General features: G+C 31.8%; 23 protein-coding genes. 17 read left to right on the top strand and 6 right to left on the bottom strand.

Annotated elements, in window-relative coordinates:
- Positions 1 to 61: 61 nt before the first annotated feature.
- The 14 genes from AJ881_RS07010 (at position 62) to AJ881_RS06945 (ending at position 16,230) form a co-directional block, all read left to right on the top strand.
- Positions 62 to 727 (top strand): cell division ATP-binding protein FtsE, encoded by a 666-nt coding sequence (locus AJ881_RS07010; RefSeq protein WP_002856386.1) that lies wholly within the window; start codon positions 62 to 64, stop codon positions 725 to 727.
- Positions 714 to 1,520, top strand: a complete 807-nt coding sequence (locus tag AJ881_RS07005) for an FtsX-like permease family protein (protein ID WP_044779023.1) — start codon at positions 714 to 716, stop codon at positions 1,518 to 1,520. The genes AJ881_RS07010 and AJ881_RS07005 overlap by 14 nt, the downstream gene beginning before the upstream one ends.
- Entirely contained in the window at positions 1,517 to 2,710 is a 1,194-nt protein-coding gene (locus tag AJ881_RS07000; RefSeq protein ID WP_070283083.1) for a murein hydrolase activator EnvC family protein, read from the top strand. Before AJ881_RS07005 ends, AJ881_RS07000 begins: the two co-directional genes overlap by 4 nt.
- Before the next feature lie 51 nt (positions 2,711 to 2,761).
- Positions 2,762 to 3,481: a UMP kinase gene (pyrH, locus tag AJ881_RS06995; protein WP_002861967.1), complete on the top strand. Its 720-nt coding sequence runs from the start codon at positions 2,762 to 2,764 to the stop codon at positions 3,479 to 3,481.
- Between the two features lie 10 nt (positions 3,482 to 3,491).
- A complete protein-coding gene (locus tag AJ881_RS06990; protein ID WP_002853464.1) occupies positions 3,492 to 3,716 on the top strand; it encodes a DNA-directed RNA polymerase subunit omega in 225 nt (74 codons plus the stop codon).
- Positions 3,700 to 5,895, top strand: coding sequence for a RelA/SpoT family protein (locus AJ881_RS06985; protein WP_070283084.1), 2,196 nt, complete (start codon positions 3,700 to 3,702; stop codon positions 5,893 to 5,895). The genes AJ881_RS06990 and AJ881_RS06985 overlap by 17 nt, the downstream gene beginning before the upstream one ends.
- Before the next feature lie 11 nt (positions 5,896 to 5,906).
- Complete coding sequence (gene tyrS / locus AJ881_RS06980; RefSeq protein ID WP_070283085.1) at positions 5,907 to 7,112, top strand: tyrosine--tRNA ligase; 1,206 nt, start codon at positions 5,907 to 5,909, stop codon at positions 7,110 to 7,112.
- Entirely contained in the window at positions 7,109 to 8,200 is a 1,092-nt protein-coding gene (locus AJ881_RS06975) for a nitronate monooxygenase (RefSeq protein WP_002861964.1), read from the top strand. Before tyrS ends, AJ881_RS06975 begins: the two co-directional genes overlap by 4 nt.
- Entirely contained in the window at positions 8,200 to 10,179 is a 1,980-nt protein-coding gene (locus AJ881_RS06970; RefSeq protein WP_070283086.1) for an N-acetylmuramoyl-L-alanine amidase, read from the top strand. Before AJ881_RS06975 ends, AJ881_RS06970 begins: the two co-directional genes overlap by 1 nt.
- Positions 10,176 to 12,017 carry a bifunctional tRNA (5-methylaminomethyl-2-thiouridine)(34)-methyltransferase MnmD/FAD-dependent 5-carboxymethylaminomethyl-2-thiouridine(34) oxidoreductase MnmC gene (gene mnmC, locus AJ881_RS06965; protein WP_070252802.1) on the top strand — a complete coding sequence of 614 codons (1,842 nt, stop codon included), beginning with the start codon at positions 10,176 to 10,178 and terminating at the stop codon, positions 12,015 to 12,017. Before AJ881_RS06970 ends, mnmC begins: the two co-directional genes overlap by 4 nt.
- Before the next feature lie 119 nt (positions 12,018 to 12,136).
- The gene (locus tag AJ881_RS06960; protein ID WP_002861961.1) at positions 12,137 to 13,276 is read left to right on the top strand and encodes a hydrogenase small subunit; all 1,140 of its coding nucleotides are present in this window, start codon (positions 12,137 to 12,139) and stop codon (positions 13,274 to 13,276) included.
- A gap of 2 nt (positions 13,277 to 13,278) precedes the next feature.
- The gene (locus AJ881_RS06955; RefSeq protein WP_002861960.1) at positions 13,279 to 14,994 is read left to right on the top strand and encodes a nickel-dependent hydrogenase large subunit; all 1,716 of its coding nucleotides are present in this window, start codon (positions 13,279 to 13,281) and stop codon (positions 14,992 to 14,994) included.
- A gap of 10 nt (positions 14,995 to 15,004) precedes the next feature.
- Positions 15,005 to 15,697, top strand: coding sequence for a Ni/Fe-hydrogenase, b-type cytochrome subunit (gene cybH, locus AJ881_RS06950; RefSeq protein ID WP_070283087.1), 693 nt, complete (start codon positions 15,005 to 15,007; stop codon positions 15,695 to 15,697).
- Positions 15,694 to 16,230 carry a HyaD/HybD family hydrogenase maturation endopeptidase gene (locus tag AJ881_RS06945; RefSeq protein WP_070283088.1) on the top strand — a complete coding sequence of 179 codons (537 nt, stop codon included), beginning with the start codon at positions 15,694 to 15,696 and terminating at the stop codon, positions 16,228 to 16,230. Before cybH ends, AJ881_RS06945 begins: the two co-directional genes overlap by 4 nt.
- Here AJ881_RS06945 and recR read toward each other — a convergent pair.
- The 3 genes from recR to AJ881_RS06930 are packed head-to-tail and all read right to left on the bottom strand — an operon-like array spanning position 16,227 to position 18,702.
- Complete coding sequence (recR, locus tag AJ881_RS06940; RefSeq protein ID WP_070283089.1) at positions 16,227 to 16,799, bottom strand: recombination mediator RecR; 573 nt, start codon at positions 16,797 to 16,799, stop codon at positions 16,227 to 16,229. The two genes, AJ881_RS06945 and recR, sit on opposite strands and share 4 nt — an antisense overlap.
- Positions 16,799 to 18,034 (bottom strand): ArsS family sensor histidine kinase, encoded by a 1,236-nt coding sequence (locus AJ881_RS06935; RefSeq protein ID WP_070283090.1) that lies wholly within the window; start codon positions 18,032 to 18,034, stop codon positions 16,799 to 16,801. Before AJ881_RS06935 ends, recR begins: the two co-directional genes overlap by 1 nt.
- Positions 18,031 to 18,702, bottom strand: a complete 672-nt coding sequence (locus AJ881_RS06930) for a response regulator transcription factor (protein ID WP_070283091.1) — start codon at positions 18,700 to 18,702, stop codon at positions 18,031 to 18,033. The genes AJ881_RS06935 and AJ881_RS06930 overlap by 4 nt, the downstream gene beginning before the upstream one ends.
- Positions 18,703 to 18,856: 154 nt before the next feature.
- On the opposite strand from AJ881_RS06930, the gene dnaJ reads away from it, so the two are divergent.
- Positions 18,857 to 19,981, top strand: coding sequence for a molecular chaperone DnaJ (gene dnaJ, locus AJ881_RS06925; protein WP_044780120.1), 1,125 nt, complete (start codon positions 18,857 to 18,859; stop codon positions 19,979 to 19,981).
- Positions 19,982 to 20,093: 112 nt separating this feature from the next.
- On the opposite strand, the gene AJ881_RS06920 is transcribed toward dnaJ, so the two are convergent.
- A complete protein-coding gene (locus AJ881_RS06920; protein WP_070285352.1) occupies positions 20,094 to 21,350 on the bottom strand; it encodes a major outer membrane protein in 1,257 nt (418 codons plus the stop codon).
- A 251-nt stretch (positions 21,351 to 21,601) separates the two neighbouring features.
- Positions 21,602 to 22,057, bottom strand: coding sequence for a low molecular weight protein-tyrosine-phosphatase (locus tag AJ881_RS06915; protein WP_070283093.1), 456 nt, complete (start codon positions 22,055 to 22,057; stop codon positions 21,602 to 21,604).
- A 53-nt stretch (positions 22,058 to 22,110) separates the two neighbouring features.
- Here AJ881_RS06915 and AJ881_RS06910 point away from each other — a divergent pair, with 53 nt between their 5' ends.
- Both AJ881_RS06910 and AJ881_RS06905 read left to right on the top strand, forming a co-directional pair.
- Positions 22,111 to 23,295 (top strand): MFS transporter, encoded by a 1,185-nt coding sequence (locus tag AJ881_RS06910; RefSeq protein WP_070283094.1) that lies wholly within the window; start codon positions 22,111 to 22,113, stop codon positions 23,293 to 23,295.
- Positions 23,296 to 23,312: 17 nt separating this feature from the next.
- Positions 23,313 to 23,975 (top strand): DUF4230 domain-containing protein, encoded by a 663-nt coding sequence (locus tag AJ881_RS06905; RefSeq protein WP_002859315.1) that lies wholly within the window; start codon positions 23,313 to 23,315, stop codon positions 23,973 to 23,975.
- Here AJ881_RS06905 and AJ881_RS06900 read toward each other — a convergent pair.
- Positions 23,972 to 24,181 carry a 2-hydroxymuconate tautomerase family protein gene (locus tag AJ881_RS06900; RefSeq protein WP_070252816.1) on the bottom strand — a complete coding sequence of 70 codons (210 nt, stop codon included), beginning with the start codon at positions 24,179 to 24,181 and terminating at the stop codon, positions 23,972 to 23,974. The genes AJ881_RS06905 and AJ881_RS06900 overlap by 4 nt on opposite strands.
- Positions 24,182 to 24,190: the final 9 nt, after the last annotated feature.

The raw sequence follows: 24,190 nt of genomic DNA, 5'->3' as shown, positions 1-24,190 counted from the left end.
GAAAATTAAGCAAAAATAAAGCATAATTTAAAAATTTAAAAAGGGAAATTAAGGAAAAAGGATGCCTAATTTAATCCAAGCAAATAAACTTACTTTAGGTTATGATGAACTAGTTATTAAAGAAGCGAGTTTTGCTTTTAAGGATGATGATTTTGTTTTTATTACGGGTAAAAGTGGGAGTGGCAAGAGTACGCTTTTAAAGTCTTTTTATGGGGATTTAGAACCTATTTCTGGCAAGCTTGAAGTATGTGGATCTTTGATGAATAAAATTGGAAATTTAGAACTTTTAAAATTGCGTCAAAGAATAGGGATTATTTTTCAAGATTATAAACTTGTACAAGAATATAGTGTTGAAAAAAATGTTATGTTGCCTTTAATGATTAAAGGTTATAGTAAAAAAGTATGCCATGATCAAGCTGCTAAGCTTTTAAAGCATGTAAATTTAACTTTTAAAGCAGATAAATTGCCTAATCAACTTAGTGGTGGTGAGCAACAACGCGTCGCTATGGCTAGGGCTTTAGCTCATAATCCAAAGCTTTTGCTTTGCGATGAGCCAACGGGAAATTTGGACGAGTATTCTTCTGATATTATATGGACTCTTTTAAAGTCTGCTAGAGAACTTTTAGGAACTTGTGTTATAGTGGTAACACATAGAATTCCTAGCAATTTAAGAGTGGATTATCGTCGTTTTAATATAGAAAATGGAAAAATGAATGAAATTTTTTAAAACACATTTATCTTTAATTTTATCTTTATTGTTTATGATGTTTGCTTTTGAGTTTATTTTGATTACAAATGCAACTTTAAAACATTATGAAGAACTTGTTAATAAAGATTATAATATTATAGTTGTCAGTAAAACTGAACTTGATCAGAATGTGGTAAAAACAAAAGTACCATTTTTTGCTGGACTTGAATCTTTAGATCCTAAGGATTTAATCGATCGTTTGAAAAATGATGTTTCTGAAAAGAATTTGAAAGTTTTAAAAGATTCTCTGCCAAAATTTTATACTTTAAAATTAAATTCTTTGCCTGATCAAAATGAACTAAATTCAATTAAAAATCAACTTTTAAATATTGTAGGTGTTAGCAAGGTTGAAACTTTTTCCAAAACCCATGATAAGATATATTCCTTACTTATTTTGATGAAATTTGTTTTTTGGTTATTTTTATTTATCATTATTTTACTTGCCTTTGTTTTGTTTTTAAAACAGATGAGAATTTGGCTTTATGAACATACCGATCGTATTGAAATTATGTGTTTATTTGGAGCTCCGTTTTGGTTTAGATCTTTTATGCTTTATAAGGTGGTTGTGGTTGATTGTTTTATTGCTTTTATTATTTTGCTTGCCTTTTTTACCCAAATTTTTGATCTTTCTATTATCCAAGAAAGCTTAAAGGCTGTAGATATTATTTTTCCACCTATTAATTTTATTTTACATTTGACTTTAATTTTTTTAGCTACTTTGTTTATTTGCTTGTTGTGTGTAAATACGGTTATGTTTAAGGTTAAAAGATGAGAAAAAATATTCTTATCTTTTTTTGTTTTTTTTTATTTGTTGATATAAGTTTAGCAAATGCTATAAATGAAAAAACAAAAAGTTTAGAAGAAAATAAACGTATACAAGAACAGCTAAACAAAAAACTTGAAGATTTGGCTAGTGATATTTTAAATGGTGAAAAAAGTTTGAAAGACTTAAGCTTACAAATTGAAAGCTTAAATTCACAAACTTCTAAGCTTGAAGCAAGTGCTAAGGCTCAAAATCAAGAGTTAAACACCCTTACAAGCCAAAATGAAGATTTGCTTAAAAGTAAATCAAATATGGAAGGTAAGCTTATATCTTTAATGGCTAAAGATTTTGCTTATGATTTACCTATCCCTCAAGGCTATATTGAAAGTGAAGAAAGTTTTATGGCTTTTGAAATTTTAGGAAGTTTAAACAAAGTTTTAAATGAAGAAATTTTAAAAATTTCTAAAGATTATGAGGGAGTAAATAGGCTTATTGATGATAAACAAGCTCAGATTAAGAAAATCAATGATAGTCTTAAGGATTACAACGCTCAATTAGCTAAACTTCAAAGTTTAAAACAAAAACAAATTAGCGAAATTAATAAACAAAAAACAGATCGAACCATATATGCAAAAAAACTTGATGACTTACAAGCTCAGCAAGAAGAGCTTAGAAAAACATTAAATCAATTAAAAATTATTAATGATAAAGAAAATGTAAATTCAAGCAAAAATGATACTAAAATAGTAAAAAATAATCAACAAATAAGGCAATTAGGTTCAAGCTATCAAGGAGGTTCAGTCAAGCGTTACACAGGAAAAAAAACCATAGCTCCATTAGATTCTTTTACTGTGAAGCAAAAATTTGGAAATTATGTTGATCCTGTTTATAATCTTAAAATTTTTAACGAGAATGTAGTTTTAAGAAGTAATAAAAGTGATGCAGTTGTTAAAAATGTGTTAGATGGAAAAATAGTTTTTGCCAAAGATACTAGCATGCTAGCTCGAGTTGTTATTGTTGAACATGATAATGGCATACATACAATATATGCACATTTAGATAAGATTGCTCCTAATATTAAAGTTGGTAAGAATATTAAAAAAGGTGCCGTAGTGGGTAGAATAAAAAATGATCTTACTTTTGAAGTAACTCAAAAAAATTTTCATATCAATCCTTTGGAACTCATTAGCTTAAATTAGCTAAATTTAATGGAATTTAAAATATAATTTCAAGTTAAATAAGGAGAAATAATGCAAGAGAGAAAAAGAGTTTTAGTAAAATTTTCAGGAGAGGCTTTAGCAGGTGAAAATGGCTTTGGTATAGAAAATTCTATTTTAAAATTCATAGCTTCAGAGATTAAAGAACTTATAAAAAATCAAATAGAAGTAGGCATAGTTATAGGCGGTGGTAATATTATTCGCGGAGTAAGTGCTGCTAAGGGCGGATTGATTAAAAGGACAAGTGGAGATCATATGGGAATGCTTGCTACAGTTATCAATGCTATTGCTATACAAGAAGCTTTGGAAAGCTCTGGACTTGAAGTTAGGGTTCAAAGCGCCATTCAGATGGAAGCATTTTGTGAAACTTATATTATGAGAAGAGCGCAAAGACACTTAGAAAAGGGTCGTGTTGTGGTTTTTGCTGCAGGCACTGGAAATCCTTATTTTACTACAGATACAACAGCTATTTTAAGAGCTGTAGAAATTGATGCAGATATGGTAATAAAAGCTACAAAAGTTAATGGAGTTTATGATAAAGATCCAAAAAAATTTGATGATGCAGTATTTTTAAATACTTTAAGTTATGATGAGGCTATGCAAGATAATATTAAAGTGATGGATGATACAGCTATAGCTTTAGCTAAAGATAACAAACTTCCTATTGTGGTTTGTAATATGTTTGAAGAGGGTAATTTACTTAAAATCATACAAGGTGATACTAGCCTTTGTTCAATCGTTAAAAATAATTAAGGAGAAAATTATGGATAAAAGAATAGAAGAAGTAGCGGCAAAAGCTTTGGAAAAAATGGGTAATGATAGATATCGCCTTTCTTTAGTGGTGGCAAAAAGAGCAGAGCAATTAGCAAATGGTGCGACTCCTTTAGTGGATTTTGATAAAAATAAAAATAAACTTGCAGATATAGCTTTATATGAAATTGCAGAAAATAAAATCACTTTAGAGGGTTTAGTTGAAACCAATCGATGAAGAATTATTACTTGAACAATTAATCGATAATGTAAAAAATTGTAAAGATTTAGAAGTTGCTAAGGCTTTACTTTTCGAAATTTGTGGCCATGATGCCATTCTTGAAAAAGCAGTAGATTATTGTATATTTTGCCATGAAGGGCAGTTTAGAAAAAGTGGAGAGCCTTATGCGGTACATCCTATTTTAGTAGCAACACTGGTTGGATTTTTAAGTGAAAATAAAAGCAATATTTTAGCTGCTTTATTGCATGATGTGATCGAAGATACAAACTGCACCGAAGAAGAACTTAGAGAGCAGTTTGGTTCTGAGGTTTTAAAACTTGTTTTAGGGCTTACTAAAATTATAGAAATTAGAGAAGATAATCTCATTTCATCAAAATCTAAAAAAAGTTTAACTAAATCAGCCTTGACTTTCAGAAATATGCTTTTAGCAAGCATTGAAGATGTTGGGGTTTTGATTGTGAAGTTATGTGATAGGCTGCATAATATGCTTACTCTTGATATTCTAAGAGAAGATAAGCAAAAAAGAATCAGCGAAGAAACTTTAGTTGTATATGCTCCAATAGCTCATAGACTTGGTATTTCAAGCATAAAAAATTATTTAGAAGATCTTAGCTTTAAATATCTTATGCCAGATGAGTATAAGCTTATTGACAATTATATCAATTCCAATAATCAAGAAATGCAATTAGGTTTAAATGAATTTATTTCCAAAATCGAACTTTTATTTTTGAGCAATGGCTTTAGACAAGGTAGTTTTGAAATTCAAAAACGCATTAAGCATAGTTATTCTATTTATCTTAAAATGCAAAGAAAAGGCATTGGTATTGAAGAAGTTCTTGATTTACTTGGGGTAAGAATTTTGGTTGAAAAAGTAAGTGATTGTTACTTGGCTTTGGGAATTTTACATACGCATTTTAATCCCTTGGTTTCGCGTTTTAAGGATTATATAGCCTTGCCTAAACAAAATGGTTATCAAACCATACATACCACACTTTTTGATACTAAAAGTATTATAGAAGCGCAAATTCGAACTTTTGATATGCATAAAATTGCGGAATTTGGTATAGCAGCGCATTGGAAATATAAAGAAGATGGCAGCGTGGTTGCACCTCGTCTTGATTGGCTTACAGATATTTCAATGCAAAGTATAAACAATCTTGAAAATGCAGAAGATTACAATGCTATTGAACTTTATGAATATGCTAAAGATAGTCTTTATGTTGAAGATGTTGCAGTTTATTCTCCTAAGGGAGAAATTTTCACTTTACCTCGTGGTGCAACGGTTCTTGATTTTGCTTATGAAGTGCATACCAAAGTAGGGCTTCATGCAAAAAGCGCTTATGTAAATCGTATTAAAGTGCCTTTGTTAACTGAGCTTAAAAATGGCGATATTGTGCGAGTGGTTACTAGCAATGATAAATTTTATCGCTGTTCTTGGATAGATAGTGTTAAAACAGGAAAAGCAAAAGCAAGTATAAGGGAATTTTGTAAGCAAAAAATCAGAGAGATTAATCTAGCAAGTTCTATTAATATATTAAGTTTTATTTTTGGAGTTGATAAAAACAGAATTGAAACTTGGATAGAAAAAGAAAATTTAATCAGACGCATTAGACAAGTAGCAACAGATAGTGCTTATTTGAAAGATATAGTCAATGGTCTTAAAAAATACGCCAAGAAGTCATATTGGTTTGATAAATATGAGATTAAAGAACAAAAAATAGGAAATTTTACTCTATATTGTAACCATAAAATTGCTAATGTGGATTTTGATTTTTGTTGCCATCCAAAAAGAGGTGATGCTGTTTTAGCTTTTGTTAAAGGTGGTAACGCTATTGTCCATCATAAGCTTTGCGATAGAGCCGATAAAATGATAGATAATAATCAAGATATGGTATTTATAAAATGGGATTCTAATATCCCTAAATCTTATAAATTGATTTTTTCTTTGGAAAATAAAAAAGGTGTTTTAGCGGAATTTTTGGCATTTTTAGCTAAAATGCAGATAAATTTATTAACAATTAATTTATCAAGTGATTTAAATTCGGCGGTAGATTATTTTGAGATTACAATGGAAATTCCTGATAATATCAACCCAGATAGTGTCAAGGATAGGTTAAAATCTCGTTGTAAGATTTTAGATTTTACATCTTTAAATGATGCTTATAAAGAAGGTTAAAAAGGTTTATTATGGATATAAAAAAAATATTAGCAGAAGTTAAGCGTGGCTGTGCAGAGCTTATTGATGAAGAAAGAATAGGAAAATTAATTAAAAATTATTATGAAAAGGGTGAAAATTTCTTTATAAAGGCAGGATTTGATCCTACAGCACCTGATTTACATTTAGGCCATAGCGTGGTTTTAACAAAAATGGCTTTTTTGCAAAAACATGGAGCGATTGTGCAGTTTTTGATTGGAGATTTTACGGGACAAATTGGCGATCCAAGTGGAAAAAGTGCAACGCGTAAAAAACTGGATAAAGAGCAAGTTTTAATCAATGCTAAAACTTATGAAACACAGGTTTTTAAGGTTTTGGATAAAGAAAAAACACAGATTAAGTTTAATTCTACTTGGCTTAATGAACTTGGAGCCGCGGGTATAGTAGAGCTTACTTCAACTTTTAGTGTAGCTAGAATGCTTGAGCGTGACGATTTTACCAAGAGATTTAAAGAGCAAAGCCCTATTTCGATTTGCGAGTTTTTATATCCTTTACTTCAAGGATATGATAGCGTGGCTTTAAAAAGCGATATTGAAATGGGTGGAACGGATCAAAAATTTAATCTTTTAATGGGAAGACAGCTTCAAAGAGTTTATAATATAGGAAAAGAACAAGCTGTGATTATGATGCCTTTGCTCGAAGGTTTAGATGGTGTAAACAAAATGAGTAAGAGCTTAAATAATTACATTGGTGTTACAGAAAAAGCTAATGATATGTATGCTAAAATTTTAAGTATTAGTGATGAATTGATGTTTAGATATTATGAACTTTTAAGTCAAAAAAGCCTAGAAGAAATCGCGCAAATAAAAAAAGACATAGAACAAGGCAATTTACATCCTAAAAAAGCTAAAGAAAATTTAGCTTTAGAGATTACGGAGCGTTTTCACTCCAAAGAAGAGGCTAATAATGCTAAATCTGAATTTGATAGAATTCATTCTCAAAATGCTTTACCAAGCGATATGGCTGAGTTTGAAATACAAGGAAAAATTTGGCTTGCTAAGGCTTTGGTTGAATGTGGTTTGGAAAGCTCTACTTCTGCAGCAAGAAGAAGCATCGGTGCTAATGCAGTAAGTGTAAATTCTCAAAAAGTTAGCGACGAGCAAATGCATTTAGAACAAGGAGAATACATCTTACAAATAGGTAAAAGAAAATTTGCAAAATTAAAGGTAAAAGAATGAATTTACAACCCTTACAAATAGGAAAACATACTATAAAATATCCCATTTTTCAAGGGGGAATGGGACTAGGCATAAGCTGGGATAGATTAGCTTCTGCAGTTTCTTTAAATGGTGGACTTGGGATCATTTCTTCTGTGGGAACAGGATATTATGAAGAAAGAAAGTATGCAAGTAAAGAATTAAACGCTAAGCCTTATGGAAGTGAAAATTTTTACTCACGCAAGGGTTTGCAAGCTTTAATTAATAATGCAAGAAAAGTTTGCGGCGATGCTCCTTTGGGGTGTAATATTTTGTGTGCAAGTAATGATTATGCAAGAATAGCACGCGATGCTTGTGAGGTTGGTTTTAATGTGATTGTTTCAGGCGCTGGACTTCCTACAAATTTACCTGAATTTACTGTAGATTTTCCTGATGTGGCTTTAGTGCCTATTATTTCATCTGCAAAGGCTTTAAAAATTATTTGCAAAAGATGGCAAAGCCGTTACAACCGCCTACCTGATGCAGTGGTTTTAGAAGGGCCAAAAAGTGGAGGTCATCAAGGTTTTACTTATGAGCAGTGCTTAGATCCAAATTATCAGCTAGAAAAATTAATCGCTCCTGTGGTAGAAGAGGCTAAAAATTGGGGATCTTTTCCTGTGATTGCTGCAGGTGGAATTTGGGATAAAAAAGATATAGAAAACGCTATTTCTTTAGGAGCTAGTGGTGTTCAAATGGGAACGCGTTTCATAGGAACTTTTGAATGTGATGCAAGTGAAGAGTTTAAAAGCGTTTTGCTAGCTTCTAAAGAAGAAGATATAGAGCTTATTAAATCTCCTGTGGGCTATCCTGCTCGTGGAGTTAGAACCAATCTTTTAAATTTGGTAGATAAAAGAATGGGTCCAAAGATCAATTGTATAAGCAATTGTGTAGCGCCTTGTGGACGCGGAAAAGAGGCGACTAAAGTAGGCTATTGTATAGCAGATAGGCTTTTTGATGCGTGGTCAGGTAAAAAAGAAACAGGACTTTTCTTTACAGGTGCAAATGGATATCGTTTAGATAAACTTATCAGCGTTAAAGAACTTATGGAAAAATTGGTTAATGGTGAATAATGGCTAAAATTTTTGTATTTTTAGTATTTGTTTTCACAACTCTTTTTGGAGCTTATGAAAATGAACTTGCAAATTTCGATAAAAATTTTATCAGTTCTAAAAGCGAAGTGCAAGTAAAATTTCATCATCAGCTAAAAAGCCTTTATATACAAAGTGTTATCAATGAAGATGAAAAAACTAAAATTGAAATCTTAAAAAGATTGATCATCAGTTCAAATACTTTAAATTTAGACGACAAGTCATATGCTAATGAGTTAAAAGAAAGTGGTATAAGTGAAGCAAGTATCAATGCTTTAAGAAAGGCTGTTATTAAAGATATTAAGGTTCAAAATATTTCTCAAGATACTGAAAAATCAACTTTTAAACCTGTAAAAACAGTTCAAAAAAGTGAAAAAAAATCACCTAATGAACAAATAAAAAATATAGAAAAAATAGATTCTAAAACTTCACAAGAGCCAAAGAGTAGTATCGTTTCTAAAACAAAAAGTGATGATAAAATTTATGTTTTAAAGTCAAGTAAAACAAGCCAAGGTGTAGAGCTTGAATTAAATACAAATTTAGATAAGAATCAATTAAAAAGTTTTGCTTTAGATGAAAAAGGAAACTATCGTTTTATTAGTGATTTTGATGGGGTTTTAGAAGGAGGTAAAAAAGAGTTTAAATTTGATGACTATCGTTTAGTGATTTCACAATTTAATCCCAAAACCATACGCATAGTGGTTTATGCTAAAGAAAAAATTCCTATTGAAATATCTTTTAAAGAAGAAAAAATAATTTTTTCAAAAGAAATTACTAGCCAAAAAAAGACTGAGCAAGTTAGTAAAATTTCAGAGAAAAAGCAAGATCAAAAAACAGAAATTAAAACCAAAGTTTTAGAAATAAAAAAACAAGATAAAAAAACCAATAACGAAAAAGAAGATCAAGGACCTTTATATGTTTTAGATGTGGATAAAATTTCTAACGCTGTGGTGTTAAATTTGAGCGATGATTTGGATGAAAAAGAAATAGCAATATTTGAAACCAAAGATCAAAAATTCCGATATATTGTAAGTTTTAAAGGTGTGTTAGAAGGTAATAGAAAAAGCTTTACCTTTGGACAAAATACAATTGTCGTTACGCAATATAATCCAAAAATTGTTCGTGTGGTTTTGAGTGCTCCTAAAGAATTTAAACTTTTAAAAAAGTTGGATAATAAAAATCTCACTTTAGGTTTTCATGCGCAAACTTCAAGTCAAAGTGTAGATAAAAAAGCAACTCAAAGCTTTAATAAAACCTTAAGTACGAGATACAAATCAGGAAAACTTATAGTTATCGATGCGGGGCATGGTGGAAAAGATAGCGGTGCTCTAAGTGATAAAAAAGGAAGTTTAAAAGAAAAAGATATAGTTTTAAGCGCGGCTTTAAAACTTGGAAATGAACTTAAAAAACGCGGTTATAAAGTGCTTTACACTAGAAGTTCGGATAAATTTATCAATCTTCGCGATAGAACTAAATATGCTAATGATAAAAGAGCGGATTTGTTTATCTCTATACATGCTAATGCAGCACCCAATGCTGCCAAGGCCAAAAGTAGCGAAGGCGTGGAAACTTTCTTTTTAAGTCCTGCAAGAAGCGAAAGAAGTAAAAAAGCAGCAGAAAAAGAAAATCAAGGAGATTTTGAAGAGATTAATTATTTCTCAAAACAAAGTATTTTAAATTTCTTAAATCGTGAAAAAATCGTTGCTTCAAATAAACTAGCCATTGATGTACAAAAAAATATACTCATTCAAACACGCAAAAAGTATAAAATTGTAGACGGCGGTGTAAGAGAAGCACCTTTTTGGGTTTTAGTGGGTGCGCAAATGCCTGCAATTTTGATTGAAATTGGCTATATTACACATCCAAATGAAGGTAAAAGAATCGCCAATAAAGCTTTTCAAGATTTATTGGTTAAGGGTATTGCTGATGGAGTTGAGAGTTATTTTTATAACAACCGATGAAAAAAGCTAAGCTAATTTTTAAGGATAATACTCCTTTTTCTTTGGATTTTGATGATTTTTATTTTAATTCCAAAGATGGCTTAAATGAAAGCAAATTTGTTTATACTCATTCTTTTGAATGGAAAAATCAAGAAAATTTTATTATCGCAGAGAGTGGTTTTGGTATAGGTTTAAATTTTTTTCTTACTTTGAAACGCTTTTTAGAAACCACTCCTTTTAAGCGTCCCAAAAAACTTTTTTATATCAGTATAGAAGCTTTTTATATCGAAAAAGAACAATTAAGAGAAATTTACCAAAAACTAGGATTTTATGAAGAGTTTAAAGAGCTTTTAGAGCAATTTTTAAAATTTTATCCTAAGGCTAAAGAAGGGATTTATCGTTTTTATTTTGAAGATTGTTTTTTAGACCTTGTTTTTGAAGATATTGCTATTTTAAAAGAATTGGATTTTAAAGCTGATATTTGGTATTTAGATGGATTTTCTCCAAATAAAAACTCGCAAATGTTTGATGAAAATTTAATTTTTGAAGTGGCAAGACTTTCTAAAAAAAATACACAAATTTGCACCTTTTCTTCGGCAAGTTTTTTGCAAAAAAATTTAAAAAAATATGGCTTTAGAGTAGAAAAAACCAAAGGTTTTAGAAAAAGAGAAATGATTAAAGCTTATTTGGAAAATGAGCTTGAGTTTAAAGATAAAGAAGCGTATTTTTCAAGAACATTTTCATTTTTAAAAAATAAAAAAGTAGCTATTATTGGTGCGGGTATATCAAGTGCTGTTCTAGCTTATGAGCTTAGTTTAAGGGGTTTTGAAATAGATGTTTTTGAAAAACATTTAGAACTAGGCAAGGGTGCAAGTGGAAATGAAAGTGGAATTTTAAGCTCTTTAATCTTAAAGCCTAAGGTAAATTTAGGGGAATTTTCAGAGCTTTCTTTTATAGAAGCAAGCCGTTTTTATAGACAAATTTTAGATTTAGAATTTAAGGGTGTGGTGGAGTTTGCACATAATGATTTGATGCAAGAAAGATTTGACACACAAAGAGAAAATGTTTTGTTTAAAATTTCAAAAAATCAAGCTTTTTTAGAAGAGGGTGGAGTGATTTTTCCAAAAAATTTGGTTAAAAATCTTTTTGAAAAAAGTAAAGCTTGTATATATTTTAATCATGAATTTCAAGCTTATAAATTTGAAAATGAGTGTTTTACTTTAAAATTTAAAAATGATATTGTTAAAAGTGATTATGCGGTTTTGATTTATGCTATGGGTGCAGATACAAAAGATTTTGTTTTTTATGATGAGATGAAATTAAGCAAAGTAAGAGGTCAAGTTACACATCTAAAACCTTTTTTAGACTCTCCATTTCCTTTATCTTCTAAGGCTTATATTTGTCCTATAAAAGATGATTTGCAAGTGATTGGAGCAAGTTATGATAGACTTGATACAAGTTTAGAATCAAAAGAAGAAGATGATAAACAAAATATAGAAAATATAGCCGAATTTATAGATAAAAATACAAAATTAGAAATCATAGGTTCTAAGGTAGGTTTTAGATCTTATTCGAGTGATCGCTTTATGATAGTTGGAAATGCTTATGATGAAGTGTTTTATAAAGAAGAATATAAAGCTTTATTATGGACAAAAAACAAGGAGCAAAAACCAGCTAAAATGTCTTGTAATTTGTATTTTAATTTTGCTCATGGATCAAGGGGTTTTAGCACAAGTGTTTTAGCGGCAAGGTATTTGTGTGCATTGATAAATAATGAACCCTTGTGTTTAGAAAAAAAATACATCCACGCTATTCACCCTGCAAGATTTTTGATTCGCAAACTCAAAAAAGGCTTATGATTAAACTTTAATTAAGATTGATACTAATATTTGCTTATGAGAGTAAGTTTTTAATTTTATTTTAACTTCCTTTATTTTATTATTATAGAGAATAAATTTCATATTATAAAGGAAATATAATGATTGATTATCATCAAATAGAGTCGCGTTTATCGGCTCTTGAAAAGCTTCCTTCTTTAAAAGACAATGATAGCATTGCAAAAGCATTAGAAAAGTCAGGTTTTTCTAGAAGGGATTTTATGAAATGGGCAGGTGCTATGACGGCATTTTTGGCTTTACCAGCGAGTTTTACTCCTATGGTAGCAAAAGCTGCTGAACTTGCTGATAGACTTCCTGTTGTGTGGCTTCATATGGCTGAGTGTACAGGCTGTAGTGAGAGTTTGTTAAGAAGTGATACTCCAACGATTGATAGTTTGATTTTTGATTATATTTCTTTAGAATATCACGAAACAGTGATGGCTGCAGCAGGTTGGCAAGCTGAAGAAAATTTAGAAAGTGCCATTCAAAAACATAAAAATAAATACATTTTAATGGTTGAAGGTGGCATCCCTATGGGTGATACAGAGCATTTTTTAACCATAGGTGCACATGGAAAAACAGGCTATGAGCTTTCAAAAATGGCAAGTGAAAATGCTTTGGCTATTTTTGCTATAGGAACCTGTTCTAGCTTTGGAGGAATCCAAGCAGCAAGACCAAATCCTAGTAATGCGCAGCCTTTAAGTAAAGTAACAAGCAAAACTGTGATCAATGTTCCCGGCTGTCCTCCAAGTGAAAAAAATATAGTGGGTAATGTGCTTCATTATTTATTATTTGGTGAGTTACCAGCACTTGATGTATATAATAGGCCAAAATGGGCTTATGGCTTAAGAATTCATGATCTTTGTGAAAGACGCGGACATTTTGATGCGGGTGAATTTGTGCATGCCTTTGGAGATGAAGGAGCAAAACAAGGTTTTTGTCTTTATAAAGTAGGCTGTAAAGGGCCTTATACTTTCAATAACTGTTCAAGAGAGAGATTTAACCAGCACACTTCTTGGCCTATCCAAGCAGGGCATGGTTGTATAGGTTGTTCCGAGCCTGATTTTTGGGATACTATGGGACCTTTTGAGGAGCCTATGGCTAGTCGTAAATTTGATACTGTTTTTGGTTTGGGCGCGGATAGTGTTTCAGATAAAATCGGCATAGGCGTGCTTACGCTCACAGGTGTTGCTATAGCAGCGCACGCAGTTATATCTTCCATGCAAAAAGATAAGGAATAAAAATGAGTCAAAAAATAATCGTAGATCCTATTACAAGAATTGAAGGGCATTTAAGAGTTGAAGTTGTTGTTGATGATAACAATGTGGTAAAAGAAGCTTATGCTGGCTCTACTTTGTGGCGTGGTATTGAAACCATAGTAAAAGGGCGTGATCCAAGAGATGCGGGTTTTATGACACAAAGAATTTGTGGAGTTTGTACTTTTTCACATTATAAAGCAGGTATAGTTGCTGTTGAAAATGCTTTAGGTATTACTCCGCCTTTAAATGCCCTTTTAACAAGAACTTTAATGAATGCGGCTTTATTCTTACACGATCATATTGTACATTTTTATCAACTTCATGGGCTTGATTGGGCTGATGTGGTAAGTGCTTTAAGTGCTGATGTTAAAAAAGCAAGCGATGAAGCTTTTAAATACACTCCAAATCCTTATGCAACAGGTGCAGATAAACTTCTTGAAGTGCAACAAAGACTTAAAACTTTCGTAGATAAAGGAAATTTAGGACCTTTTGCTAATGCGTACTATGGTCACCCAACTTATCGTTTAAGTCCTGAGCAAAATTTAATCGTTCTTTCTCACTATTTAGAATGTTTAAGAATCCAAAGAATCATTGCTCAATGTATGGCGATTTTTGGAGCTAAAAATCCACATCCACAAAGCTTAACTGTTGGTGGTGTAACTTGCGTTATGGATTTACTTGATCCTGCAAGAATGGGTGAATATATGGTTAAATTCCAAGAAGTACAAGACTTTGTTAATCGTGCGTATTATCCTGATCTTGTGATGGCAGGAAAAGCTTATGCACATGAAGCAAGTGTTTTAAATGATATAGGGGTAAATAATCTTTACACCTTTAAAGAATTCCAACTCGGAAGAGATGAATGGCTTTTTGAAAGTGGTATTATCAAAAATGGAGATTTAAGCAAGGTTTATGAAGTAGAAGAAGATAAGATTACTGAAGAGGCAACTCATTCTTGGTATGCAGACAATGAACCTTTACATCCTTATGATGGCAAAACAAATCCAAATTATACAGGACTTGTAGATGGAGAAAGCGTAGATCATCATGGAAATAATGTTCATTCTAAAGTGTTTGATACTAAGGGTAAATATAGTTGGATTAAAGCTCCACGCTATGAAGGAAACCCTATGCAAGTAGGACCTTTAGCAAATATCGTTGTAAATTATGCCAAAGGTAATCAAAATGTTGTTCCTGTGGTAGATGAGTTCTTAAAAGAAACAGGACTTCCTTTAAATGCTGTATTTAGTACACTTGGAAGAACAGCTGCTCGTTGTATTGAAGCAAAAATCGTTGCAAATAATGCTTTAAAAGCGTTTAATAATTTAGTTGAAAATTTAAAAGTAGATCAGAGTACTTGCGCGCCTTATGTGATCGATAATTCTAAAGAATACAAAGGACGCTATATGGGGCATGTGCCACGCGGAACATTAAGTCATTGGTGTAGAATTAAAAATGGCGTCATTGAAAACTGGCAAGCTGTGGTGCCTTCTACTTGGAATGCAAGTCCAAAAGACGCAAATGGCGTAGGTGGAAGTTATGAGCAATGTTTGATAGGACTTAAAATCGCTGATGTAAAACAACCGCTTGAAATTATTAGAAAAATTCACTCTTATGATCCTTGTATTGCTTGTGCGGTGCATGTAATGGATACTAAGGGCAATAATCTAAGCGAATATAAAGTGAATGTCAATTTATAAGGAGGCTTTCATGCAAAACAAAGAAGAAAAATTGCAAAGAAAAGCTGAATATGAATTTAGCATAGGTTTGCGTTTAACACACTGGATAAGAGCTATTGCTATAGTGATTCTTATTGGCACAGGGTATTATCTTTCTTATGTGTTTCAAAGTCCTATTAGTAACGGCGAACCTGTAAAATTTATGCAAGCAAAATACCGTTTAGTACATCAAGCGGTGGGTTTTGTTTTAATCGCTTGTATTATTTTTAAGGTGTATTTGTTTTTTTGCGATAAGGTAAGTGCAAAAGAACGCAGAAGTGCATGGGATATTTTTAATATCAAATTATGGATAGAACAAGTAAAATTTTACATTTTCTTAGGAAAACATCCACATTTAAAAGGGGTTTATAATCCTTTGCAATTTGTAACTTATTTTTTCTTTTATCTTGTGATGCTAGGTATCATTCTTACAGGGCTTATTCTTTATACTCATACTTACCATGAGGGCTTAGGTGGGCTTTTATATCATATTTTAAGACCACTTGAAGCTGCAATGGGCGGTTTGGCTGATGTAAGAACTTATCATAGAATTTTGATGTGGGTGATTATGATTTTTGTACCAGTACATATTTACATGGCGATTTTTAACGCAGTAAAAGGTAAAGATGGTGCTATGGATGCTATTATTAGCGGATATAAATTTGTAAAAGAAGAAAAGCATTGAAATTCTTAGTCCTTGGAATAGGCAATATCATGTTTGCAGATGAAGGCTTAGGCGTTCATCTTTGCAAACAACTTGAAAAAAACTACAAATTTACTCATCCTAAATTTACTTTAGATTTTATTGATGGTGGAACTTTGGCTTTGCAGCTTAGCTATATCATCGCTAGGTACGATAGACTTATCGTTTTAGACTGCATAGAAGCGCAAGATGCGAGTATAGGAGATGTATTTTTCTTTCCTTATGATGCTATGCCTAATAAAATTAGCTGGAGTGGAAGTGCTCATGAAATAGAAATGCTTCAAACCTTACAATACATGGAACTTGCAGGAGATTTGCCTAAAACACACATCTTAGCTTGTGTGCCAAAGCGTATTGAAGCGATGAGTTTTAAGCTCTCAAATGAGCTTATACAAGGGGCTAAAATCATGGAAAAAACTTTACTTGATTTTTTAAGCAAGGAAGGTTTTGTTTATGAAAAGATTGCGGATTTTTCTTTGCAAGAATTAGCCGATATTTCTTATAAAAATTACTAAATTTTTGTTCTAAAATTCATAGCTTTATTTAAAGAGATTAAATCCACATTTTCTAAATTTACACCACTTGGAATTCCTTGAGCGATTTTACTAAAAGTTAGGTTTAAGCCTTTAAATTTATCTTCTATAAAAAAGATAGTTGCATCAGAATTAATGCTATGTGTCAATGCAAAAATGAGCTCAGAGATATTTAGCTTAAGTATGATTTGCTTTAGTTTTTCAAGTTTTTCTTCATTTAACTCATCTAAAACAAAATATAGCCCATTGTAGCTTTGACTCTCTTCGAGTGTTAGTATATCTTTTGGACTTTCAACTATACATAAAATGTTTTTATTTCTTTCTTCATCGCTGCAAATTTCGCAAAGCTCATTTTCGCTTAAAGCACCGCATTGCTCACAAGGTTTTATAAAGCGGATAGCATTTTCTATATTGTGTGCGAGTTTCATACCATCGATTTTATTATTTATGCAAAGGTGATAAGCAAGCCTTATGGCAGTTTTTTTCCCTATGGTAGGTAAATTTGCAAAACTTTCAACAAGTTCGTTGAATTTTTCTAGGCCTTTTGCCATTATTTTTCTTTATCTCCAAAGAAAATTTTAAAACAATGCTTTCCATCATCATAAAAATAAATCAAATCAAAATTATGCAGTTTGCATACCTCTGAAACTATATAAAGTCCTAGCCCCATACCTTTGACCTGATTGTGTTTTTCTCTTGTAAAAGCTTCAAGATAATGTTCTATAGGCTCTGCTAAAGGCTTGCCTGGATTTTTAATGGTAAAACATTCTTTGCAACAAAAAAGCTCACAAGTGCCATTGTTTGAGTATTTTAAGGCATTATCGATAAGATTTTTTAAAATTACAGAGAAAATTTCCATATCAACATTGATTAAAGCATCATATCTTATATCGACTTTTACAACTTTATTAAAATCATCTCTCATAAGGTGTTCTTTAGCTTCCTCAAGTATAGTGCTAAAACGACTAGGTTTAAAGTGTAAGTTGTAGTTTTTTGAAAATAAATTTTCGATTTTGGCAAATTCATTGATCAAAGAATCCATACGTAAAAATATAGCGATAAGTCTTTCTTTTTGTCTGTCTTCTTTGATCATTTCAGAAATGATTCTCCCTTTTCCTATAGGGGTTTTTAACTCATGCATAATTGTTCTTAGGAAAAGTTGTCTTGATTGGATTAATTCTTGATTTTTTTTAAAAGCTTTTTGAAATTCAAAGGCGATTTTGCCTACTTCATCTTCTTGATAGTCTAAAAAATCAGGTTGCTCTCCATTTGCAACTTTAGCAACTTGCCTTCTTAATTTTTTTAAAGGTTCTAAAGATTTTAATACCGAAAAATACATAAAAACAACCAACAAAGAAAAAGAAAAAAATCCTATTAATAAAAGATTATAAACTCTATCGCTAGTATTTTCTTCATATAAGCCATCAAAATCTTTACATTGAACATCAAAATAAAGATTGCTATGATATTTTAAAGAAGAAAGGGTGCAAAATTCTCCATTTGCTTTAAAAAGTGATTGTCCATTATTTCTTATGCTTTTTACAAGATAGGGATTTTGTATAGTATTAAAACCGCTATTTTCAAGATAGGAACCTATTTTAGCGCCTGAAGTGTTTTCATAGGAGATGAGTAAATTTTTTATAAGATTTTCTTGTTTTAAACTTTCTTCTTCGTTGTAAGCACTTCCTTCTATTTTCAAAAGAACGATAAAAAGCACACAAACTAAGAAAAAAGTAACAACAAATAAAATAATTAGCTTGGTATAAATAGAATAATTTTTTGTCATCCTATTAGTTTATATCCTATACCTCTAACAGAAAAAATATGTTTTGGAGATTTTGAACTATCTCCTATTTTTACTCTTAAGCGACCGATGATAACATCAAGACTTTTAGAATCTTTATCTTTTAGGTTTTTACAGCGACTTACAAGCTGTTCTCTTGAAACGCTATATCCGTGCTGTTGGATAAGGTATTCCAAAATTTCAAACTCAGCAGGTGTAAGTGTTAAAACCTTATCTTCATAGGTGATCTCATGCCTTCTTTCATCAATTTTGAAAGCGGAATTAATATTTTCATTATTTGCGTGTTCAACTCTTTTTGTGCGACGAATAAGACTCATAATCCTTGCATACATTTCTTTTGGATCGTAAGGCTTTGGGAGATAATCATCAGCACCAATTTGAAGCCCTACAACCTTATCGCTTAAGTCACTTCTAGCTGATGAGATGATAATAGGAATATTACTTTTTTGTCTGATTTCTCTACAAACTTCAAGACCATCAATTCCTGGTAAAGTTAAATCCAATATTAGACAATCATAGCCTTGGACGCCTACATTTAAAGCACTTTTAGGATTTTCAAAATTTGTGATTTTAATATTAAACTGCGCTAAATATTCAGATAATAATTGCGCAAAATCAGGATCATCTTCTATCATCAACACATTAATCATTTTGGTATCCTTTAAATTTTATCTAAGATTTATAATATTTGCATAATTTTATTTAAAATTTGATAAATTATTGATTTTATTTTTGCTAAAATTAGATTTTTGAATTTTTAAGATTAAAATTCTAGCAAAATTTTAAATTTTTTAAAGGAATAATGTGGAAATAAGTTATTATGAAATTCTTGAAATCACGCAAAATGCTGATAAAGAAACCATAAAAAAAGCCTATAGAAAAATGGCTTTAAAATACCATCCCGATAGAAACCAAGGCGATAAAGAAGCAGAAGAGAAATTTAAGCTTGTTAATGAAGCCTATGAAGTTTTAAGTAATGATGAAAAGCGAGCTATTTATGATAGATATGGAAAAGATGCTTTAAAAGGCGGTGGATTTGGTTCTAATAGCTCAGGTTTTGGTGGTTTTGAGGATTTAGGAGATATATTTTCTAGTTTTTTTGGAGAAGGCTTTGGCTCATCATCGCGTCGTAGAAAGAGTTCAAATGATGAGAAAATCCCTTCCGATTTTATCGTTAATTTAAAATTAAGTTTTAAAGAAGCGATTTTTGGTTGCAAGAAAAATATAGACTTTACTTATAAATGTTCTTGTAAAACTTGCAATGGAACAGGGGCTAAAGATGGAAAACTTCAAACTTGTCCAAAGTGTCAAGGTAGAGGACAGGTTGGAATTTCTCAAGGTTTTATCACTTTTGCACAAACTTGCCCTGATTGTCAAGGAAGTGGAGAAAAAGCTAGTGAAAAATGTAGCGATTGTAAAGGTTTAGGTTATAATGAAAGCAAAGATAGTGTTGAGCTTAATATCCCAGAAGGTGTAGATACAGGTATGAAACTTCGTGTCAATGCTAAAGGTAATATCTTAAAAAATGGCACTAGAGGGGATATGTATGTTAAGATCATCGCTGCTGAAGATGATACTTTTATCAGAGATGATGATGATATATATATAGAATTTCCAGTGTTTTTTACTCAAGCTATCTTAGGAGAGAGTATAAAAGTACCTACCATACGCGGTGAAGCGACCTTAAATTTACCAAAGGGTGCTAAAGATGGGCAAAGATTTGTTCTTGAAAAAGAAGGAGTAAAAGATGTTCATAGTTCTCGCATAGGAAATCAAATCGTTCAAATTTCTATCAAATTTCCAACTTCTTTAAACGATGAACAAAAAGAACTTTTAGAAAAACTAAGTGAAAGTTTTGGTATCAAAGATGGTATGCATCAAGAGCAAAAAGGGCTTTTTGAAAAAATCGCTAATTGGTTTAAGTCTTAATTTTCCTAAAGCTTTTTAGCTTGGGAAAATTTTATATAAATTTAAGTTTTAAAAATCAGGCATAAAAAAAGGCGGAGTAAAACTCCGCCTTGAAGTTAGACTTGAAAGCTTCTTAGAATTTGTAAAGAGCTTGAAGTCTTACAGTGCTATGATCAGCATTTTCTTTAGCGTTTTCACCTTCATCTAGGTTCACATAAGAATAGAACGCTGAGAAGTTAAGTTTTGGAGAGTATTTGTAATCTACTCTTGCAACAGCTTCAAGCTTTTTGCCACCACCTAAATGACCAGCAGCTTCTGTTTTTGTTCCACCGTATACGAAGTCAGCACCAACGCGAACTGTTTCGTTGAAAGTATATCCACCAGTTACATAACCGAAGATATTTCTACCAGTGTCACCATTTAGTCTTGAACCAGTAGTATAGAAAATTTCCTCACCTGCAAGTAAAGAGCCAAGATTACCTTGATCTTCGATTACAACTGTAGAAGCTTTTTCTTTATCACCATAGTATAAACCACCAAGGCTAGCATCCCAACCATTTACTTCAATACTACCTTTTAAAGCAAATAAATTGCCATTAGCATGTTGAGGATTGTCAAGTTCACTATCAAGGCTATTTCCTAAGTAAGCACCTTCAAGTGTCCAGTTAATTCCATCAAAGATAGTTGTGCTATAAGATGCATCTAAAGCATAGAAGAATGCTACTTGATCCCAGTAAGCTAACCATAATTGTGGGTTGAATTGTCCGCCAGCGATATCATAAGAACCTATAGCAGCAGCACCGTAAAGATTTCCAATTGAATCTACGTTAAATGCACTACGGTTTGCTCCTACTAAATCTGAACCTTGTTCTGCAGCCATGAAGCTATCTACAGCAAAAGCAGCTAGAGTTAAACCATCGATGCTTTTGTTTACTACTTTAACACCTGTTCCAACTAAACCATCGATGCCATTGTCAGTCCAGATAGTGTTTAGTTGTTGTTTACCAGCGATTACGCTTGTAGCAACATCTTCGTTTGTATAAGTTAAGTACAATTGACGAACAAAAAGTCCTTTTTGATCATTTTTTATTTCATTATCACCATAACCACCATCAGCAGCATTATAGTCAAATTGAACAAAAGCTTTGAAGTTATCAGCTATAGCAGCACTGAAGTTAACTTGTGCTCTATATTTGTGATCTTGTTTGCTGTCATTTAAATTGCTATTTGGTATTCCCCAATTTTTATCAAAAGTACCTGTATCATATCTGTATCTTAATACACCTGATACATCAACATCTTTGATTGCTTCTTCAAGTGGAGTAGCGTTAGCTGCTGAAAAAGCACCTGCAGCAAGAGCTGCAACTAAACTAAGTTTAACTAGTTTCATGAGAATTCTCCTTGTCAAAAATTAATAAAACATCGTAATTGTAGCACATAAATTTGGAGTTTTTTCTTAAGAAGCACTTAAAATAGTAAAAATTTTAAATCCGAAGGATAAAAACATCTAAAGAAAAGCCTAGCTAAAGGGATTTAAGCTAGGCGTGTAATTTTAAGGAGTTTTTCTTATGAATGTTTTTCGGTTCGTTTAGAAGTATAAGCCTAAAAAGTAAACAAGAAGTAATATATAGTTGTTTTAAATTATTTTGATAAAAAAACAAGTAAATTTTTACAAGCTAGGGATAAAATTTTATAAGTTTCATCAAAATTCCCACTATACCAAGGATCAGGAACTTCATCGTAGTTTAGACTAGGACTAAAATCAGTGATTTTTAAAACTTTGTTTTGGGTGTTGGTGAAGTTTTTTAAAACATTTTTGAAGTTGGAATTGTCCATGGTGATTAAAAAATCGCTTTCATCGCAAAGCTTTTGAGTGAGTTTTTTGCTTCTGAAGTTTTTGTGTTCTATGTTAAGTTGAGTAAGCTTGTTTTTGGTGCCATAGTGCATACCTTCTCCATCGTGTTCTCCTGAAGTTCCAGCACTGCTTATAAAAAATTCTTTTTCTAAATTTGCTTTTTTGATAAGATCTTTCATGATAAATTCTGCCATAGGTGAACGGCATATATTGCCTAAGCATATAAAGAGTATTTTTTTCATTTTTATCCTTGAGTTTTAATTAAAAATTATAAAAAATATCATACAATAAATCCATGGAAAATTTCAATAGAACTTTGCTTGTGTGTTGGTTTGGTGTTTTTACCACAAGTATGGGGCTTAGTCAAATCGCTCCGATTTTGCCTTTTTATATCAAAGAACTAGGACATGTTGATACGAGTGAGATAGCGTTTTATTCAGGACTTGCTTTTGGGATCACTCCGCTTTTTATGGCTGTTTTTTCACCTTTGTGGGCTTTTTTGGGTGCAAAGTATGGTTATAAAAATATGCTTCTTCGTGCAAGTTTTGGGATGTCCGTTTTAACCTTATGGCTTAGCTTTGCTCATAGTGCTTTAGAAGTGGTTTTTGTGCGGGGTTTAACAGGGATAATTTCAGGTTTTACTTCTGCTGCTGTTGTGTTTATCGCTGTGATAGCGCCTAAAGAAAAAGTGGCTTATGCTTTAGGAACTCTTTCTACGGCTTCTATAAGTGGAAGTTTGCTTGGACCTTTGTTTGGTGGCTTTGTGGCTGAATTTTTTAGCATTAGTGCGGTTTTTGATGTGGTGGCTTTTTTGATTGCTTGCTCTTTTGTGACGATTTATTTTTTCATCCATGAGAGAAAAATTCAAAAAGAGGCGAAGAAAAATACTCAAAAAGTGAAAGAAAACAAAACCCTTATCATCGTTCTTTTTATCACTACTTTTGTGATACAATTTGGCACTTTTGGAGTGATGCCGATTTTAAGTATCTATGTTGAGCAAATTCATCAAGGTGGAAATTTGGCTCTTTGGGCAGGTATAGTAGTGGCTGCAAGTGGGATTAGCAATCTTTTTTTCGCACCAAAACTTGGAAAAATCGCTGATAAGATAGGGCCTAGTAAGATTATTTTTGGAGCTTTGATATTTTGTGGAATTTGCTTTTACTTGCAGGCTGTAGCAAGTAATGTTTATACGCTTATTTTCGTGCGTTTGCTTATAGGTGTAGGACTTGGAGGGCTTTTGCCTTGTGTGAATGCCTTGCTTAAAAAAAGCGTGAGTGCTAAAAATTTAAGTGTGATTTTTGGTTTTAATCAAACTTGTCAATTTTTGGGAAATTTTTGCGGTGCTTTTGGCGGAGGGCTTATGACTTCTCATTTTAGCGTGGAATTTGTTTTTGCTTTTGTGTGTTTGATTTTTATCATTAATGCTTTTATTTTCTTAGCGTTTGAGAAAAAATATATCTTTTCAAATCAAGGTTTATAAATTTAGAAAGGTTTAAAATGGAAATGATTTTATTTGTTTTAGTGATGATTTTACTTGTACTTTTGTTTGTAGTGCTTTTTAGGCAGTATAAAAGCCCTAAAATAGAAGAAAAAAGCACGCAAAGTTTTAGCGATATCATGCAGCTTAAATCCATAGGAGAATTAAGTGTTTTTCAAGTTTTTAGTAAAGAGATTGTCACTAAAAAAGATAGCGCTTTTAATGGAATTTGGAAAAATCTTTTAGGATGGTCTTTGAGTGAAAGACAGATTGCTTTGATTTTTGAATTTGAGATCACTTTCTTGTATGATTTAAGGGATAAAAACTTTGATATTTTGCCTTTAGGGGACGATGCTTATAAGATTATCATGCCAGAGTGTAGATACAAACACAGCATCATAGATATGAAATTTTATGATGAAAAAAATGCTAAATTTTTGCCTTTTTTACTGCCCGATTCTATCAATAGTACGGGGATTAGTTTTAGCGAAAGTGATAAAAACAAACTCATAAAAGAAGCCAAAGATGAGGTTAAAGACTTGTCTTTAAATCTTATCCAAAATTTAGAAAGCAAAATTCATAAAAGCGCTAAAGATACTTTAGAAGCTATTGCTAAAGGTTTTGGAGCTAAGAGAGTGGAATTTGAATTCAAGGATAACACACAAAAGCTAGATATTAACTAGCTTTTTTCTTTTCTTGCTTGAGTGATGCTTTTTCCACCTAGTCCGTAATTATCCGTATCGATTTCATCGATGATAACAACAGTTGAGGCTTTGTTTTTGTTTAAAACTTTAGCAAGCAAATCCGTTACTCCCGCGATAAGCTCTTGTTTTTGTTCTGTTGTAGGTTCTCCGTTTTCTTTGGTGATGCGTATATTTACAAAAGGCATTTTTAACTC

It is taken from the genome of Campylobacter sp. BCW_6460, from assembly GCF_001762705.1.
Lineage (GTDB): Bacteria > Campylobacterota > Campylobacteria > Campylobacterales > Campylobacteraceae > Campylobacter_D > Campylobacter_D jejuni.
The sequence above is the reverse complement of the archived record's forward strand: the minus strand, read 5'-3'. Positions and strand labels throughout refer to the sequence as shown.